We start from the raw sequence: 14,595 nt of genomic DNA on the forward strand, positions 1-14,595 counted from the left end.
GCAGCCCGTCATGCCTTGAGATCGGCACGTGATGCCAAGGTGGGGTTTTCCCCAGCAGACGGGGGCGGCCGACCTCATGGCGCGGGCGCCCGGCGCGCGGCACGCTAGCCCATATGACCGAAGGATTCTCGCGCCCGGCCTGGGCCCCGGAAGGCGCCGACGACCGTCTGCCGCCCGCCCGTCTCGCCTACGAAGGGCACACCTGGAAGGAGATCGCGCATCTGCTGGCGAACCTTCCGCTGGCGGTGTTCGGGTTCGTCTACGTCGTGACGGTGCTGTGGACCGGTTTCTGGCTGACGGTGACGGTGATCGGGTTCCCGTTGCTGGCGGCCGGGCTGATGGGTGCGCGGCGCTGGGGACGGATGGAGCGGGCACGGGCCAGGCGGCTGCTCGGGGTGCGCGTCGACGAGCCGAGTCCGCTGCCCCGGCGTGCGGCGGCGGGCGGTTTCCTGCCCTGGCTGTGGATGGCGGTGAAGGATCCGGTCGCCTGGCGCACGGTGCTGTACGACTTCATCCGGCTGCCGTGGGGCATCCTCACCTTCGTCACGACGCTGACCTCGTTGTTCGTGCTGTGGCCGGTGCTGCCGTTCATCGCGCGCGGGCTGGCCAACGCGGACCGGGCGATGGTGCGCGGGCTGCTGTCGCCCTCCGACGAGCTGGAGCGGCGCATCGCCGAGTTGGAGTCGGACCGGGGGGTCGTGGTGGACACGGCCAACGCGGATCTGCGGCGCATCGAGCGCGACCTGCATGACGGGGCGCAGGCGCGGCTGGTCAATCTGGCGATGGGGCTGGGCCTGGCGAAGGAGAAGCTTCTGGAGGATCCCGACTCGGCGGCTGAGATGGTCGCCGAGGCGCACGGCGAGGTGAAGCTCGCGCTGCAGGAGCTGCGGGACCTGGCGCGAGGCATCCATCCCGCCGTACTCACCGACCGGGGACTGGACGCGGCGCTGTCCGCCGTCGCCTCCCGCTGCACCGTGCCCGTCAAGGTGACCGTGGACCTGGAGTCCCGGCCGGCCGCGGCCATCGAGGGCATCGCCTATTTCACCGTCTCGGAGCTGCTGCAGAACATCAGCAAGCACAGCGGGGCGAGGAACGCGGTCGTCGAGGTGTGGCGGGCGGAAAACCGGCTGCTCATCCAGGTCGAGGACGACGGCCGGGGCGGTGCGCGGCTGGACGGCGGTACCGGGATGCGGGGGCTGGCCGAGCGGCTGGGCGCGGTCGACGGGCTGTTCGTCGTCGACTCGCCGCAGGGCGGGCCGACCGTCGTCACGGCGGAACTGCCCTGGCGCGACCGTTCCGGAGCCGGGGGGTAGGGAAAACCCCCCGCCGAAGATGCCGACGGACTCCATGGTTCGCGGACCTGCGGCGCAGCAGGGTGGAGGTAGGGCGGGAGAAGCCGCAAAGGGAACGGGACGAGTAGAACGGACGACGCGGATGGCCACGGAGTACGGACAGGGCTACGGGCACGGGTACGACAGCGGGTTCGGGCTCGCGGAGCCGCGCCGGCGCCGGCTGCCGGCCGGGCTGCGGGCGCCGTTCGAGGCGCGCAGCTGGCGGGAGTTCGGGTATGTGCTGCTGAGCCTGCCCATCGGGATCATGCTCTTCACGTACGCCGTGACGATGGTGGCGCTCGGCGCCGGTCTGCTGGTGACGTTCCTCGGCATCCCGGTGCTGGCGGCGGGGCTCGCCGGCTGCCGGGGGTTCGGGGCGCTGGAGCGGGCGCGGGCGCGCGGCATGCTGGGGCTGGAGGTCGGGGACCCCGAGCCGCTGCGGATGAAGAAGTCCGGGGTGATGGCCTGGATGGGGGCCGTGCTGAAGAGCGGCACCTCGTGGCGGACGCTGCTGTACGCGCTGCTGCAGTTCCCCTGGTCGGTGTTCTCGTTCGTGGTCGCCGTGAACCTCTGGGCGTACGGCTGGGCGCTGCTGACGTACCCGCTGTGGTTCTGGGTCTTCCCGGTCTACGCCGGTCAGGGCGGGCTGCAGCTGTTCGGCGACGCCCATCACTCGGTCTACCTCGACAACCCGTTCGAGATCACCGTCACGGCCTTGGTGGGGCTGTTGTTCACGCTGGCCACGCCGTGGATCGTGCGGGCGCTGACCATGGTGGACCGGGTCATGGTGCACGGGCTGCTGGGGCCGTCGCGGCTGTCGGCGCGGGTGGTGGAGCTGGAGTCGGACCGGGGGGTCGTGGTGGACGCCGCGGCGGCCGACCTGCGGCGGATCGAGCGGGACCTGCACGACGGGGCGCAGGCGCGGCTGGTGGCGCTGGCGATGGATCTGGGGCTGGCGAAGGAGAAGCTGGCGGAGGATCCGCGGGCGGCGGCGCGGATGGTGGACGAGGCGCACGGTGAAGTGAAGACGGCGCTGCAGGAGCTGCGGGACCTGGCGCGGGGGATCCATCCCGCCGTGCTCACCGACCGGGGACTGGACGCGGCGCTGTCCGCCGTCGCCTCCCGTTGCACGGTGCCCGTGCAGGTGGAGGTGGATCTGGCCGAGCGGCCGGCACCCGCGATCGAGGGGATCGCCTACTTCACGGTGTCGGAGCTGCTGCAGAACATCAGCAAGCACTCCCGGGCCACCTGGGCGGCCGTTGACGTGTGGCGCGTCGAGGGTCGGCTGATGGTGCAGGTCGTCGACAACGGCGTGGGCGGCGCGGACGCCTCCACCGGTTCGGGCCTGGCCGGGCTCGCGGAGCGGCTGGACGCGGTGGACGGGATCCTGGTGGTGGACTCCCCGACGGGCGGGCCGACCCGGGTGACGGCGGAGCTGCCGTGGCGGGGGGAGCGGTCGTTGCGGTGACGCGTCCGTACGTTCATTTCCCGTACGCCCAGTTCCCGTACAACCGATTCCCGTACGGCTGATTCCCGTACAACCGATGATCGGCAACGCGCGCACGGCAGGCCGGAAACGGTCCTGCCGTGCGGCTGTTTCTCGCTGATTGCCCAGGGAATCGCGTTGCCGGGGCCCCTCCGGGTCCGGATGCTGGAATGCTGGACTACTGGCAGACGGAACAGGGCGTGGGGGGCCGGACATCGTGGAGGACAGGGTGCGGGTGGTCATCGCCGAGGATTCGGTGCTCCTGCGGGAGGGGCTGACGCGGCTGTTGACCGACCGTGGGCACGACGTCGTCGCCGGGGTCGGGGACGGGGAGGCGCTGATCAAGACCATCACGGAGCTCGACGGGCAGGGCGAGCTGCCGGACGTGGTGGTCGCGGACGTGCGGATGCCGCCGACGCACACCGACGAAGGGGTGCGAGCCGCCGTACAACTGCGGAAGGCACATCCCGGTCTCGGGGTACTCGTACTGTCGCAGTACGTGGAGGAGCGGTACGCCACCGAGCTGCTCGCCGGGTCCAGTCACGGCGTCGGCTATCTGCTCAAGGACCGGGTGGCCGAGGTGCGCGAGTTCGTGGACGCGGTGGTGCGGGTGGCCCGGGGCGGGACCGCGCTGGACCCGGAGGTGGTGGCGCAGCTGCTCGGACGCAGCCGTAAGCAGGATGTGCTGGCCGGGCTCACGCCGCGGGAACGGGAGGTGCTGGGACTGATGGCCGAGGGACGGACGAACTCCGCGATCGCCCGGCAGCTCGTGGTCAGCGACGGCGCCGTGGAGAAGCACGTCAGCAACATCTTCCTGAAGCTCGGACTGTCGCAGAGTGACGGGGATCACCGGCGTGTTCTCGCGGTCCTCACCTACCTCAACTCATGACCGGCTGACACCGGACCGGCGGCCGCGCGCTCAGCCGTCAGTCCAGCGTCCGTCCAGCCCCAGAACCGAAGAATCGCGGGGAGCGTCTTCAGAGCAAGCGCCGAGGGGCGAGAAATCATGACAATTCAGGGCGTCGGACCGTCTCAAAAGCGTGTCCATCATGCGAATGGCCGAGGGAAGGCGACCCTAACGGACGTAGGGTTGATCCTGGGAAGGCCTGCGGGAAGGCCGGTCCCAGACAGCCGCCTCGAGGGAGGTCCAGTTCAGTGACCAGCCAGGTCAGCAGGACAGCGGAGCAGGCAGAAGCGGACACGGCGGACGGAGCCGTCGTAGGAGAGCAGCGCAGGCCGGCGGGGACGAAGGATGTCCGCCGGCTGGACCGGGTGATCATCCGGTTCGCGGGAGACTCCGGTGACGGGATGCAGCTCACCGGTGACCGATTCACCTCGGAGACGGCGTCCTTCGGCAACGATCTCTCCACCCTTCCGAACTTCCCCGCCGAGATCCGCGCCCCCGCCGGAACCCTCCCGGGTGTCTCGTCCTTCCAGCTCCACTTCGCCGACCACGACATCCTCACTCCGGGCGACGCGCCGAACGTGCTCGTCGCGATGAACCCGGCCGCGCTGAAGGCGAACATCGGCGATCTGCCGCGCGGCGCGGAGATCATCGTCAACACGGACGAGTTCACCAAACGGGCGATGCAGAAGGTCGGCTACGCCGTCTCCCCGCTGGAGGACGGCTCGCTGGACGGCTACAGCCTGCACGAGGTGCCGCTGACCACACTGACGGTGGAGGCGCTCAAGGACTTCGACCTCAGCCGGAAAGAAGCCGAGCGCAGCAAGAACATGTTCGCGCTGGGGCTGCTGAGCTGGATGTACCACCGGCCGACCGAGGGCACGGAGAAGTTCCTGCGCACCAAGTTCGCGAAGAGGCCTCAGATCGCCGAGGCGAACCTGGCGGCCTACCGCGCGGGCTGGAACTTCGGCGAGACGACCGAGGACTTCGCGGTCTCCTACGAGATCGCCCCGGCCACGACCGCGTTCCCGCCGGGCCTGTACCGCAACATCTCCGGCAACCTCGCGCTCGCCTACGGTCTGATCGCGGCCTCGCGCCAGGCAGATCTGCCGCTGTTCCTGGGCTCGTACCCGATCACCCCGGCCTCGGACATCCTGCACGAGCTGAGCCGGCACAAGAACTTCGGCGTGCGCACCTTCCAGGCGGAGGACGAGATCGCGGGCATCGGAGCGGCCCTCGGCGCGGCCTTCGGCGGCTCGCTGGGCGTGACGACGACGTCCGGTCCGGGTGTGGCACTCAAGAGCGAGACCATCGGTCTGGCGGTCTCCCTGGAGCTGCCGCTGCTGGTCATCGACATCCAGCGCGGCGGTCCGTCCACGGGTCTGCCGACCAAGACCGAGCAGGCGGACCTGCTGCAGGCCATGTTCGGCCGCAACGGCGAGGCGCCGGTCCCGATCGTCGCCCCCCGCACGCCGGCCGACTGCTTCGACGCGGCCCTGGAGGCCGTCCGCATCGCCCTGACCTACCGAACCCCCGTGATGCTGCTGTCCGACGGCTACCTGGCCAACGGCTCCGAGCCCTGGCGCATCCCGGAACTGGACGAACTCCCGGATCTGACCGTGCAGTTCGCGCAGGGCCCCAACCACACGCTGGCGGACGGCAGCGAGGTCTTCTGGCCCTACAAGCGCGACCCGCAGACCCTGGCCCGCCCCTGGGCCGTCCCGGGCACACCCGGCCTGGAACATCGCATCGGCGGCATCGAGAAGCAGGACGGCACGGGCAACATCTCCTACGACCCCGCCAACCACGACTTCATGGTCCGCACCCGGCAGGCCAAGATCGACGGCATCGACGTACCGGATCTGGCGGTCGACGACCCGCACGAGGCACGCACCCTGGTGCTGGGCTGGGGCTCGACATACGGACCGATCACGGCGGCGGTACGGCGGCTGCGGGCGGCCGGCGAGTCGATCGCGCAGGCGCATCTGCGCCACCTCAACCCCTTCCCGCGGAATCTGGGCACGGTGCTCGGGCGTTACGAGAAGGTCGTGATCCCCGAGATGAACCTCGGTCAGCTCGCCACGCTGATCCGGGCGAAGTACTTGGTCGACGCCCACTCGTACAACCAGGTCAACGGCATGCCGTTCAAGGCCGAGCAACTCGCCACGGCTCTCAAGGAGGCCATCGATGGCTGAGACGTCCACGGAAGGCACGGGCACGATCGAGGCGCTCACTCTCGTCCCCAAGGCCGCGGCCCGGCAGTCCATGAAGGACTTCAAGTCCGATCAGGAAGTGCGCTGGTGCCCCGGCTGCGGTGACTACGCGATCCTGGCGGCCGTCCAGGGCTTCATGCCGGAGCTGGGTCTGGCCAAGGAGAACATCGTCTTCGTCTCGGGCATCGGCTGCTCGTCCCGCTTCCCCTACTACATGAACACGTACGGGATGCACTCCATCCACGGCCGTGCTCCGGCGATCGCGACGGGGCTCGCGGCCTCGCGGCGGGATCTGTCGGTGTGGGTGGTCACGGGCGACGGCGACGCGCTGTCGATCGGCGGAAACCATCTGATCCACGCCCTGCGCCGGAATGTGAACCTGAAGATCCTGCTGTTCAACAACCGGATCTACGGCCTGACCAAGGGCCAGTACTCCCCGACCTCCGAGGTCGGAAAGATCACGAAGTCGACGCCGATGGGCTCGCTGGACGCCCCCTTCAACCCCGTCTCCCTCGCCCTCGGCGCGGAGGCGTCCTTCGTCGCCCGCACCATCGACTCCGACCGCAAGCACCTCACCGAGGTCCTGCGCCAGGCCGCGGCCCACCCGGGCACGGCGCTGATCGAGATCTACCAGAACTGCAACATCTTCAACGACGGCGCCTTCGACGCCCTCAAGGACAAGCAGCAGGCCGAGGAGGCGGTGATCCGCCTCGAGCACGGGCAGCCGATCCGCTTCGGGGCGGAAAGTTCGCGGGGCGTCGTCCGCGATGCGGTCACCGGCGATCTGAAGGTGGTCGACGTGACGCCGGACAACGAGTCCCAGATCCTGGTCCACGACGCCCACGCGGCGTCCCCCACGACCGCCTTCGCCCTCTCCCGCCTGGCCGATCCGGACACCCTCCACCACACCCCGATCGGCGTCCTGCGCTCGGTGGACCGGCCGGTCTACGACACCCAGATGGCCGACCAGCTGGACTCCGCCATCGAACAGAACGGCAAGGGCGACCTGGCGACGCTGCTGGCGGGCGGCGACACCTGGACGGTCGTCGGCTGACGACCGCCGCCGCGACACAGGGGGCCCGGATGCACCACACGGCATCCGGGCCCTTGTCATTCCTCGGGTGGGTCGCCGCTCACTCCTCGGACGAGCCGGCACCGGCCTTGGCGGCGTCGTACCGCTCCCGCGCCTCCTGCACCGCATCGAGCCGCTTCTGGGTCCATACCGCCAGCCCCCTCACCTGCTCCGCCGCCTCGCGGCCGAGGTCGGTCAGGGAGTAGTCGACTCGGGGCGGGATGACCGGCTTGGCGTCGCGGTGGACCAGGCCGTCGCGTTCCAGGGTCTGGAGGGTCTGGGTCAGCATCTTCTCGCTGACACGGCCGATCGACCGGCGCAGTTCGCTGAAGCGGTACGGGCGGTCGAGGAGCTCGATCAGGACGAGGACGCCCCAGCGGCTGGTGACGTGTTCCAGGACGAGGCGGTACGGGCACATCGCCTCGCCGGTGTCGTACTTGGAGACAGAGTCCACTGTACTTACGGCCATGCCAGTACCTTACTTCAAAGTGGGTACTTTCGCAGAGTTAGCGCTCCCCCTAGGGTTAGTGGCATCAGCACCCCACAAGGAGATCGCACATCATGAGCATCGTCGTCACCGGAGCCACCGGACATCTCGGCCGCCACGTCATCGAGCAGCTGCTGGAGAAGGTCCCGGCCGAGCAGGTCACCGCCATCGTGCGCAACGAGGCCAAGGCCGCCGACCTCGCCGAGCGCGGCGTGAAGCTCGCGGTCGCCGACTACAACGCCCCCGAGACCTTCGACCACGTCTTCTCCGCCGGTGACAAGGTGCTGCTCATCAGCGGCAGTGAGGTCGGCAACGACCGCGTCGGCCAGCACCGGGTCGTCATCGAGGCCGCCAAGGCCGTCGGCGTCGCCCTGCTCGCCTACACCAGCGCCCCGGGCGCCCTGAAGGCCGCCCTCGCCGACGACCACCGCGGCACCGAGGAGATCCTGCTCGGCTCCGGCGTGCCGTACGTCCTGCTGCGCAACGGCTGGTACCACGAGAACTACACCGAGAACCTCGCCCCGGTGCTGGAGCACGGCGCCGTGGTCCAGGCCGCCGGTGACGGCCGCGTCTCCTCCGCCTCCCGCGCCGACTACGCGGCCGCCGCGGTCGCCGTACTGACCGGCGAGGGCCACGAGAACAAGACATACGAGCTGGGCGGCGACGAGGCGTGGAGCTTCGCGGAGTACGCGGCGGAGCTGAGCAAGCAGACCGGCAAGGAGATCGTCTACAACCCCGTCTCCGTCGAGGCCTTCACCGGCATCCTGGCCGGCGCCGGGCTGCCGGAGCCGGTCGCCGCGATCATCGCGGGCGTCGACGCCTCCGTCGAGAAGGGCGAGCTGGTCGTCGACAGCGGTGACCTCTCGCGGCTCGCCGGCCGTCCGACCAGCACGATCGCCGACGCGATCACGGCCGCGCTCAAGGGCTGATCTCCCCGGAGGTCCGAGGGCCGCACTCCCCCGCCGGGCCCTCGGACGCACCACCCCCGCCTGTCATGACCGTATAGCGATACGGGCATGACAGGCGGGGGCCTTCGGCGTTACCTTCTTGCCTGCACACGTGTGCGACGGCGCGAGAGCGTCGAGCAGGTCGAGTTCGCCGAGGAGGAGGTGCCCGTGAGCGGGAAGTCGAAGGGCGAGCGGCGCACAGGTCTGCTGAACGGTTTCGCGGCGTACGGGATGTGGGGCCTGGTGCCCCTCTTCTGGCCCCTCCTCAAGCCCGCCGGCGCGGTCGAGATCCTCGCCCACCGCATGGTGTGGTCGCTGGTCTTCGTCGCCGTCGCGCTGCTCTATGTACGGCGCTGGGCCTGGGCCGGTGAGCTGCTGCGGCAGCCGCGACGGCTGGCCCTGGTCGCCGTGGCGGCGGCGGTCATCACCGTCAACTGGGGCGTGTACATCTGGGCCGTCAACAGCGGCCATGTCGTCGAGGCCTCGCTCGGGTACTTCATCAACCCGCTGGTCACCATCGCCATGGGCGTACTGCTCCTGAAGGAACGGCTGCGGCCCGTGCAGTGGGCGGCGGTCGGGACCGGCTTCGCGGCGGTGATCGTGCTGACCGTCGGGTACGGGCAGCCGCCGTGGATCTCGCTGACGCTGGCCTTCTCCTTCGCGACATACGGACTCGTGAAGAAGAAGGTGAATCTGGGCGGGATCGAGTCGCTGGCCGCGGAGACCGCGATCCAGTTCCTGCCGGCCGTCGGTTACCTGCTGTGGCTGACCTCGCGCGGGGACTCCACGTTCACCACCGAGGGACCCGGACACGGGGCGCTGCTCGCGGCGACGGGGGTGGTGACCGCGCTGCCGCTCGTATGCTTCGGGGCGGCGGCGATCCGGGTGCCGTTGTCGACCCTGGGGCTGCTGCAGTACCTGGCACCGGTGTTCCAGTTCCTGCTGGGAGTCGCCTACTTCCATGAGGCGATGCCGGTCGAGCGGTGGGCCGGGTTCGCGCTGGTGTGGGGCGCCCTGTGCCTGCTCACCTTCGACGCGTGGCGGACGGCACGGGAGACGAGGCGGCGGCTGGCGGAGGTGCCGCGGGTCGAGGTGGCGCCGTCGGCTCCGGTGGACGTCTGACCGCGCCGATGCGGACGGGGATGTTCCATTATGCGAACTCCCCGTCCGGATAGCGCCCTTGACGGCCGTTGGTAAGGGAGAACGCTCGGCGCCTCTTACAGCGTGTCGGGGGGCGTGCATGCTCGACTTCTCCGCGCCGTCACCGGGACGACTTGCGGGCGCGTTCCGTGAGTCGGCCCATGCGGGCGCGGGCCGACTCCAGTTCCTCGATGTCGTCGGCGGCCGGCCCCTCCTCGGCCGTCAGCTCCGTCCACAGGCCGATCAGGTCGCGGCCCAGCTCCAGCCCCTGGTGCGGGTCGCGTACGGCGCGCCAGGCGGAGGCGGCGCTCTGGACATTGCCGTACGCCCCCTCCGCGTCGCCGGCGCGCCGATAGGTCCGGGCGAGGTCGAGGGACAGCCGGAAGGCACGCACCGGGTCGCCCGCCAAGTAGGCGATGTAGGCGGTCAGTTCGCGCAGCTTCAGCACCTCGCCGTGTTCCGGCCCGAGCACCGCCATGGCCTCCCCCACGGCTCCCACAGCCAACCCGTCCGCCTCCGCTATCCGCCCCGCCTTCACGGCTTCGTTGATCCGTGTCATCGGCTCCGCGAGAACCCCGGTGGTGGTGGACGGCTCGTCCCCCAGCACCGCCTCGGCCACGGCATCGAACCCACGGGCGGGAGTCGGGGTGGGCTCGGGACCGGGATCGAGGGGCGGGATGGCGAGGGGGTTGGGGGCGGCGGCGGCGAAGTCGGGCGCGGGCAGGGGGCTGGGGGCCGAGGCTGCTGAGGGAGGCGCGGGTAGTGGATGAGGGGCCGAGGCGGCTGAGAGGCTCGCTGCGAGCGGGTGGGGGGAGTGGTCGGCCCTTGCTCCGGTTGTCCGGTCGGCCCCGGGCGCCTGGTCGGCCCCGGCGACCGCGTGCGGCGGGATCGCGTCCATGGGCGGGGGCGGACCGAACTGGCCCGTGGGCGGTGCGACCGTGCCGGGTGCGCGGTCCTGAGGCGGCTCCGGCAGCGCTCGCAGAGGGAAGGTCGGCACGGCGTCCCGTACGGACTCCGAGGTGGGCCGCAGCAGGTGGGTGGGCTTGTCGCGGTACGGCGTGGACTGCGGCTGGGGATCGGACGGTTGCGCGGGGTGCTCCTTCGCCACCGCGTCCCCCGACAGAGCTACGCCCGCCGTCGCCGGGGCCGACTCCCGTACCGCAGAAGCCGACGGGACCGCTTCCTCCCGGTGCCGGGCCTCACCCTTTGCCCGCTCCCCCTGCTCGACCGGCTTCCCCTGCTCGACCGGCTCGACCGCCGGAGGCATCCGTACCGGCTCCCCCGTGAACGTGCTCGAACCGTCGGCCGCCACCTGGAGATGTACGACGCAGCCGATGCGCTCGTCGTGAATCGTGGCCCGGACGGGGTGGCCCGTGGCGAGGACGATGCGGTGGAGGTGGTCGAGGACGGCCTGCTGGATCTCCTCACCGGCCGCCGGGACGACCGGAACGCCGCCGATCGAGGCACCCCCCGCTCCCGGACCGCCCGCGGGGACATGGACGTCGATCGGTGCCGCCACAAGGGCCGCGGAGAGCGCGGCCCCCTTCTGTTCCCGCTTCTTCTCGCGGCTGAGTCGAGACATCGGTTCCCTCACTCGGATGCGTCGGAAGTGGAGCGGACGGCGCGTTCGGGTTCCATGGTGCTCCCTCCCGCCGTCGGGCCCCGCCACCCCGGCGTCAAGATCCGGTCGTTCACGTACTGTCGAGTCTCTCCGGTCGCTGCCGGTTCTCACGTCACCGTCGCGTCACAGACTCGTCCCAGCGATCGGCACCCCGGTTCGCGGGCCGCCCGGCACCGCGCGGATCCGTGGGCTTGGCGAGGAAGGAGAGCGGGCATGCGCACGGACATGCAACAGGGACCGGAGATCTGGCTCCGCGGACCGGTCGCCCCGTCGGAGCCCGGACCCCAGGAGCCCACCCACGCCGTCGCCACCGCCCGGCGCTACTCCTGGGTCGGCACCCACGGCGGCGCCGGCGTCTCCACCCTCGCCGCCGTGTACGGCGGCCATGACTGCGGCCGGGAGTGGCCCGGACCGGACGACCCGCGCTCCGTCCTGCTCGTCGCCCGCACCCATGCCTCCGGACTGGCCGCCGCCCTGCGCGCCCTGGAGGTGTTCCGGCGCGGACAGGCGCCCCAGGGGCTCGACCTGGACGCCCTCGTCCTGGTGTCGGACGCGCCGGGCCGGCTGCCCCGCCCGCTGGACCGGCAGATCCGGCTGCTGGAGCAGGTCATCGACGTCTACCGCGTCCCCTGGGTCCCCGACTGGCGTCTCGGCGACCTCGGCGGCCGTCCGCCCCGCGAGACGGAGGCGCTGGCCCGGCTGACGGGGGCGGCGGCCGGACGGCGCGGCTGAGTCCCGTCCGTCGGGAGGCGCCCTCCGGGCGTCGCCCCGCCGCCCCGCCACCCCATGGACAACTACTTGCGTACACATATAATGCAGGTGCGAGTAATCGTCGTACGCCGCCTTCCTCTGGGGGACCTCATGACCCGTCGCTTCCTGTTCGTGCTCGGCAGCAGCCGCACCGAGGGCAACACCGAACTCCTCGCCCGCCGGGCCGCCGAGCAGTTGCCCGCCGAGGTCGAGCAGCAGTGGATCAGCCTGGCCGAGCAGCCGCTGCCCGACTTCGTGGACCTGCGACGCGACAACGACCACGTCCACCCGCCCACCGGAAGTGCCCCGGCCCTCCTTCTCGACGCGACGCTGGCGGCCACCGACATCGTGATCGCCTCCCCGCTGTACTGGTACTCGGTCTCCGGTCTGACCAAGCGCTACCTGGACTACTGGTCCGGCTGGCTGCGCACCCCGGGTCTCGACTTCAAGGCGGCCATGGCCGGCCGCACGCTCTGGGGTGTCGCCGCGCTCGCCGACAGCGAGCCGTCCGTCGCCGACCCGCTGATCGGCACGCTGAACAACTCGGCCGCGTACCTCGGGATGCGGTTCGGCGGAGTGCTCCTCGGCAACGGCAGCCGGCGCGGCGATGTGCTGCACGACACGGCGGCCCTCGCCCGCGCCAAGAGCTTCTTCGCGCAGGAGCCGCCGCTCGCCCGCTTCCCCCACGAGACCCGGGCCGCCGCCTGAGCTACGCCGTGATGTCCCTCGCCGTGAAGCGCGCCCAGGCCGCCGAGCCGAACACCGCCGCGTACAGGGCCTGGAGGCCGAGGTTCTTCGTCAGGTCGTCCCAGTAGACCGGGTCGCGCATCAGGTCGGCGAAGGACAGCCAGTAGTGGGAGAAGAAGTACGGCTGCAGGGCGTGTAGTTGGGGTATCTGGTCGAGGATCTGAACGGTGATCAGCAGTCCGACGGTCGTCGCCATCGCGGCGATGCCGCTGTTGGTCAGCGTCGAGATGAACAGGCCGAGCGCGGCTATGCCGATCAGCGAGGCCGCGACGACCAGGGCGATCAGCAGGGCACGGACCAGACCGTCGGCGAAGCTGATCCGGGTGCCGGAGATGGTCGTCAGATCGCCGAGCGGGAACAGGACGGCTCCGACGGCGAGCGCCGATGCCGCGACCACGAGGGTGGCGACCAGGCAGAAGGCCAGCACCGTCGCGTACTTCGTGAGCAGCAGCCGGGTGCGGCCGGCCGGGGCGACCAGCAGGTAGCGCAGGGTGCCGGCGTTGGCCTCCCCCGCTATCGCGTCCCCCGCGACGACCCCGATCGCCATCGGGAGGAAGAACGGCAGCGTCGCCGCGAGGGCCGTGAAGACCAGGAACAGGCCGTTGTTGGTGATCTGGGCGATGAACGCCGGGCCGCCCCCTCCACCACGACCGGGGCCGCCCGAGGAGCCGTCGCTCGTCTCGATCTTGACGGCGATGCCGACGAGGATCGGGACGGCCGCGAGGACGGCGAGCAGGGCGAGGGTGCGCCAGCGGCGGAAGGTGGTGACCAACTCGCTGCGCAGCAACCCGAAGGTCCACAGGGGGCTCGGCGTGCGCACCTCGCCCGGCTCCCATGGGGTCGCCGTCTCAGCCCGCGACATCGAAGCCCTCCCCCGTCAGCGCCACGAACGCGTCCTCCAGCGAGGCCCGCTCCACTCCGAAGCCACGCACGCGCACACCCGCCGTCACCAGCGCGGCGTTCACCTCGGCCAGGTCTCGGTCCGGGGGCTCCGCGGTCACCCGGTCCTCGGCGACGACGACATCGGCGGCGCCCTGCTCCTTCAGCACGCGGGCCGCGTCCCCGGTGTCCGGCGTCGTGACGACCAGTCGGCCGCGCGCGCCCGCCGCCAGGTCGGACACCGCGCCCTGGGTGATGAGGCGGCCCTGTGCCATCACCGCCGCGTGGGTACAGACCTGCTCGATCTCGTCCAGGAGGTGGGAGGAGAGGAAGACGGTGGTGCCGTCCGAGGCCAACTCCCGGACCAGGGAGCGAATTTCCCGCATGCCCTGGGGATCGAGGCCGTTGGTCGGCTCGTCCAGCACCAGGAGTCTGCGCGGCTGCAACAGCGCGGCGGCGAGACCGAGCCGCTGCTTCATGCCGAGCGAGTAGGCCTTGGCCTTCTTGCCGGCCGCCGCCATGAGCCCCACCCGCTCCAGCGCCGCCGCGACGCGGGCCCGCCGGGTGCGCGGATCGGCGGTCGGGTCGGCGGCGTCGTAACGGATCAGGTTCTCGCGGCCGGAGAGGAAGCCGTACAGGGCGGGGCCCTCGATGAGCGCGCCGACGTGCGGGAGGACGGCGCGCGAACTCCTCGGCATGGGGCGGCCGAGCACCCGGGCGGTGCCCGAGGTGGGCTCGATCAGCCCCATCAGCATGCGGATGGTGGTGGTCTTGCCCGAGCCGTTCGGACCGAGGAAGCCGAAGACGCTGCCCGCCGGGACGGTCAGGTCGAGGCCGTCGACGGCGAGTTGCCCGCCGCGGTAGCGCTTGGTGAGCCCGCGGGTGGCGATGACGCTGTCACCCGGCTCAGCGCGGTCCGGCTCCGGGGCGGACGCCTCGTCCATCGGCTCCCTCGATTCGTGCTCGTACCGCGTGGCGCGGCGACTACTCACCGTGATGACGAATGGCCGCCGCGCAA

At 71.0% G+C, this 14,595-nt stretch carries 13 protein-coding genes; 9 read left to right on the forward strand and 4 right to left on the reverse strand.

Features of this window, described 5'->3' with window-relative positions; genetic code table 11:
- Nucleotides 1-113: 113 nt before the first annotated feature.
- The 5 genes from ABZ453_RS22730 to ABZ453_RS22750 all read left to right on the forward strand — a co-directional run bounded on the left by ABZ453_RS22730 (nucleotide 114) and on the right by ABZ453_RS22750 (nucleotide 6,988).
- Nucleotides 114-1,313 (forward strand): sensor domain-containing protein, encoded by a 1,200-nt coding sequence (locus ABZ453_RS22730; protein ID WP_359017009.1) that lies wholly within the window; start codon nucleotides 114-116, stop codon nucleotides 1,311-1,313.
- A gap of 121 nt (nucleotides 1,314-1,434) precedes the next feature.
- Nucleotides 1,435-2,799, forward strand: coding sequence for a sensor domain-containing protein (locus tag ABZ453_RS22735; RefSeq protein ID WP_359017011.1), 1,365 nt, complete (start codon nucleotides 1,435-1,437; stop codon nucleotides 2,797-2,799).
- Between the two features lie 247 nt (nucleotides 2,800-3,046).
- Complete coding sequence (locus ABZ453_RS22740; RefSeq protein ID WP_308286707.1) at nucleotides 3,047-3,706, forward strand: response regulator transcription factor; 660 nt, start codon at nucleotides 3,047-3,049, stop codon at nucleotides 3,704-3,706.
- A 266-nt stretch (nucleotides 3,707-3,972) separates the two neighbouring features.
- Entirely contained in the window at nucleotides 3,973-5,916 is a 1,944-nt protein-coding gene (locus tag ABZ453_RS22745; protein ID WP_359017013.1) for a 2-oxoacid:acceptor oxidoreductase subunit alpha, read from the forward strand.
- Nucleotides 5,909-6,988, forward strand: a complete 1,080-nt coding sequence (locus ABZ453_RS22750) for a 2-oxoacid:ferredoxin oxidoreductase subunit beta (RefSeq protein WP_359017015.1) — start codon at nucleotides 5,909-5,911, stop codon at nucleotides 6,986-6,988. The genes ABZ453_RS22745 and ABZ453_RS22750 overlap by 8 nt, the downstream gene beginning before the upstream one ends.
- A gap of 79 nt (nucleotides 6,989-7,067) precedes the next feature.
- Here the strand turns inward: ABZ453_RS22750 and ABZ453_RS22755 are convergent, their stop codons facing one another.
- Complete coding sequence (locus tag ABZ453_RS22755; RefSeq protein ID WP_359017017.1) at nucleotides 7,068-7,475, reverse strand: helix-turn-helix domain-containing protein; 408 nt, start codon at nucleotides 7,473-7,475, stop codon at nucleotides 7,068-7,070.
- 92 nt (nucleotides 7,476-7,567) lie between these two features.
- On the opposite strand from ABZ453_RS22755, the gene ABZ453_RS22760 reads away from it, so the two are divergent.
- Nucleotides 7,568-8,422 carry an SDR family oxidoreductase gene (locus ABZ453_RS22760; RefSeq protein WP_359017019.1) on the forward strand — a complete coding sequence of 285 codons (855 nt, stop codon included), beginning with the start codon at nucleotides 7,568-7,570 and terminating at the stop codon, nucleotides 8,420-8,422.
- A gap of 186 nt (nucleotides 8,423-8,608) precedes the next feature.
- Nucleotides 8,609-9,562, forward strand: a complete 954-nt coding sequence (gene rarD / locus ABZ453_RS22765; RefSeq protein ID WP_359017062.1) for an EamA family transporter RarD — start codon at nucleotides 8,609-8,611, stop codon at nucleotides 9,560-9,562.
- Nucleotides 9,563-9,701: 139 nt separating this feature from the next.
- Here rarD and ABZ453_RS22770 read toward each other — a convergent pair whose 3' ends face one another.
- Nucleotides 9,702-11,162, reverse strand: a complete 1,461-nt coding sequence (locus ABZ453_RS22770) for a tetratricopeptide repeat protein (protein WP_359017021.1) — start codon at nucleotides 11,160-11,162, stop codon at nucleotides 9,702-9,704.
- A gap of 252 nt (nucleotides 11,163-11,414) precedes the next feature.
- Here ABZ453_RS22770 and ABZ453_RS22775 point away from each other — a divergent pair, with 252 nt between their 5' ends.
- The gene (locus ABZ453_RS22775; protein ID WP_359017023.1) at nucleotides 11,415-11,933 is read left to right on the forward strand and encodes a DUF6668 family protein; all 519 of its coding nucleotides are present in this window, start codon (nucleotides 11,415-11,417) and stop codon (nucleotides 11,931-11,933) included.
- A gap of 129 nt (nucleotides 11,934-12,062) precedes the next feature.
- On the forward strand, nucleotides 12,063-12,659 hold the full coding sequence (locus tag ABZ453_RS22780; RefSeq protein ID WP_359017025.1) for an NAD(P)H-dependent oxidoreductase: 597 nt from the start codon (nucleotides 12,063-12,065) through the stop codon (nucleotides 12,657-12,659).
- 1 nt (nucleotide 12,660) lies between these two features.
- Here the strand turns inward: ABZ453_RS22780 and ABZ453_RS22785 are convergent, their stop codons facing one another.
- On the reverse strand, nucleotides 12,661-13,560 hold the full coding sequence (locus ABZ453_RS22785; protein ID WP_359017027.1) for an ABC transporter permease: 900 nt from the start codon (nucleotides 13,558-13,560) through the stop codon (nucleotides 12,661-12,663).
- Nucleotides 13,547-14,521 (reverse strand): ABC transporter ATP-binding protein, encoded by a 975-nt coding sequence (locus ABZ453_RS22790; RefSeq protein WP_359017029.1) that lies wholly within the window; start codon nucleotides 14,519-14,521, stop codon nucleotides 13,547-13,549. The genes ABZ453_RS22785 and ABZ453_RS22790 overlap by 14 nt, the downstream gene beginning before the upstream one ends.
- Between the last annotated feature and the right edge of the window lie 74 nt (nucleotides 14,522-14,595).

It is taken from the genome of Streptomyces sp. NPDC005799 (assembly GCF_040630525.1).
Taxonomy (GTDB): Bacteria; Actinomycetota; Actinomycetes; order Streptomycetales; family Streptomycetaceae; genus Streptomyces; species Streptomyces griseorubiginosus_B.

Coding starts and splice junctions, on each gene's coding strand:
- ABZ453_RS22730 (WP_359017009.1), top strand. CDS start 114: ATGACCGAAGGATTCTCGCGCCCGGCCTGGGCCCCGGAAGGCGCCGAC.
- ABZ453_RS22770 (WP_359017021.1), bottom strand. CDS start 11,162: ATGTCTCGACTCAGCCGCGAGAAGAAGCGGGAACAGAAGGGGGCCGCG.
- ABZ453_RS22790 (WP_359017029.1), bottom strand. CDS start 14,521: ATGGACGAGGCGTCCGCCCCGGAGCCGGACCGCGCTGAGCCGGGTGAC.
- ABZ453_RS22755 (WP_359017017.1), bottom strand. CDS start 7,475: ATGGCCGTAAGTACAGTGGACTCTGTCTCCAAGTACGACACCGGCGAG.
- ABZ453_RS22735 (WP_359017011.1), top strand. CDS start 1,435: ATGGCCACGGAGTACGGACAGGGCTACGGGCACGGGTACGACAGCGGG.
- ABZ453_RS22750 (WP_359017015.1), top strand. CDS start 5,909: ATGGCTGAGACGTCCACGGAAGGCACGGGCACGATCGAGGCGCTCACT.
- ABZ453_RS22760 (WP_359017019.1), top strand. CDS start 7,568: ATGAGCATCGTCGTCACCGGAGCCACCGGACATCTCGGCCGCCACGTC.
- ABZ453_RS22780 (WP_359017025.1), top strand. CDS start 12,063: ATGACCCGTCGCTTCCTGTTCGTGCTCGGCAGCAGCCGCACCGAGGGC.
- ABZ453_RS22785 (WP_359017027.1), bottom strand. CDS start 13,560: ATGTCGCGGGCTGAGACGGCGACCCCATGGGAGCCGGGCGAGGTGCGC.
- ABZ453_RS22775 (WP_359017023.1), top strand. CDS start 11,415: ATGCGCACGGACATGCAACAGGGACCGGAGATCTGGCTCCGCGGACCG.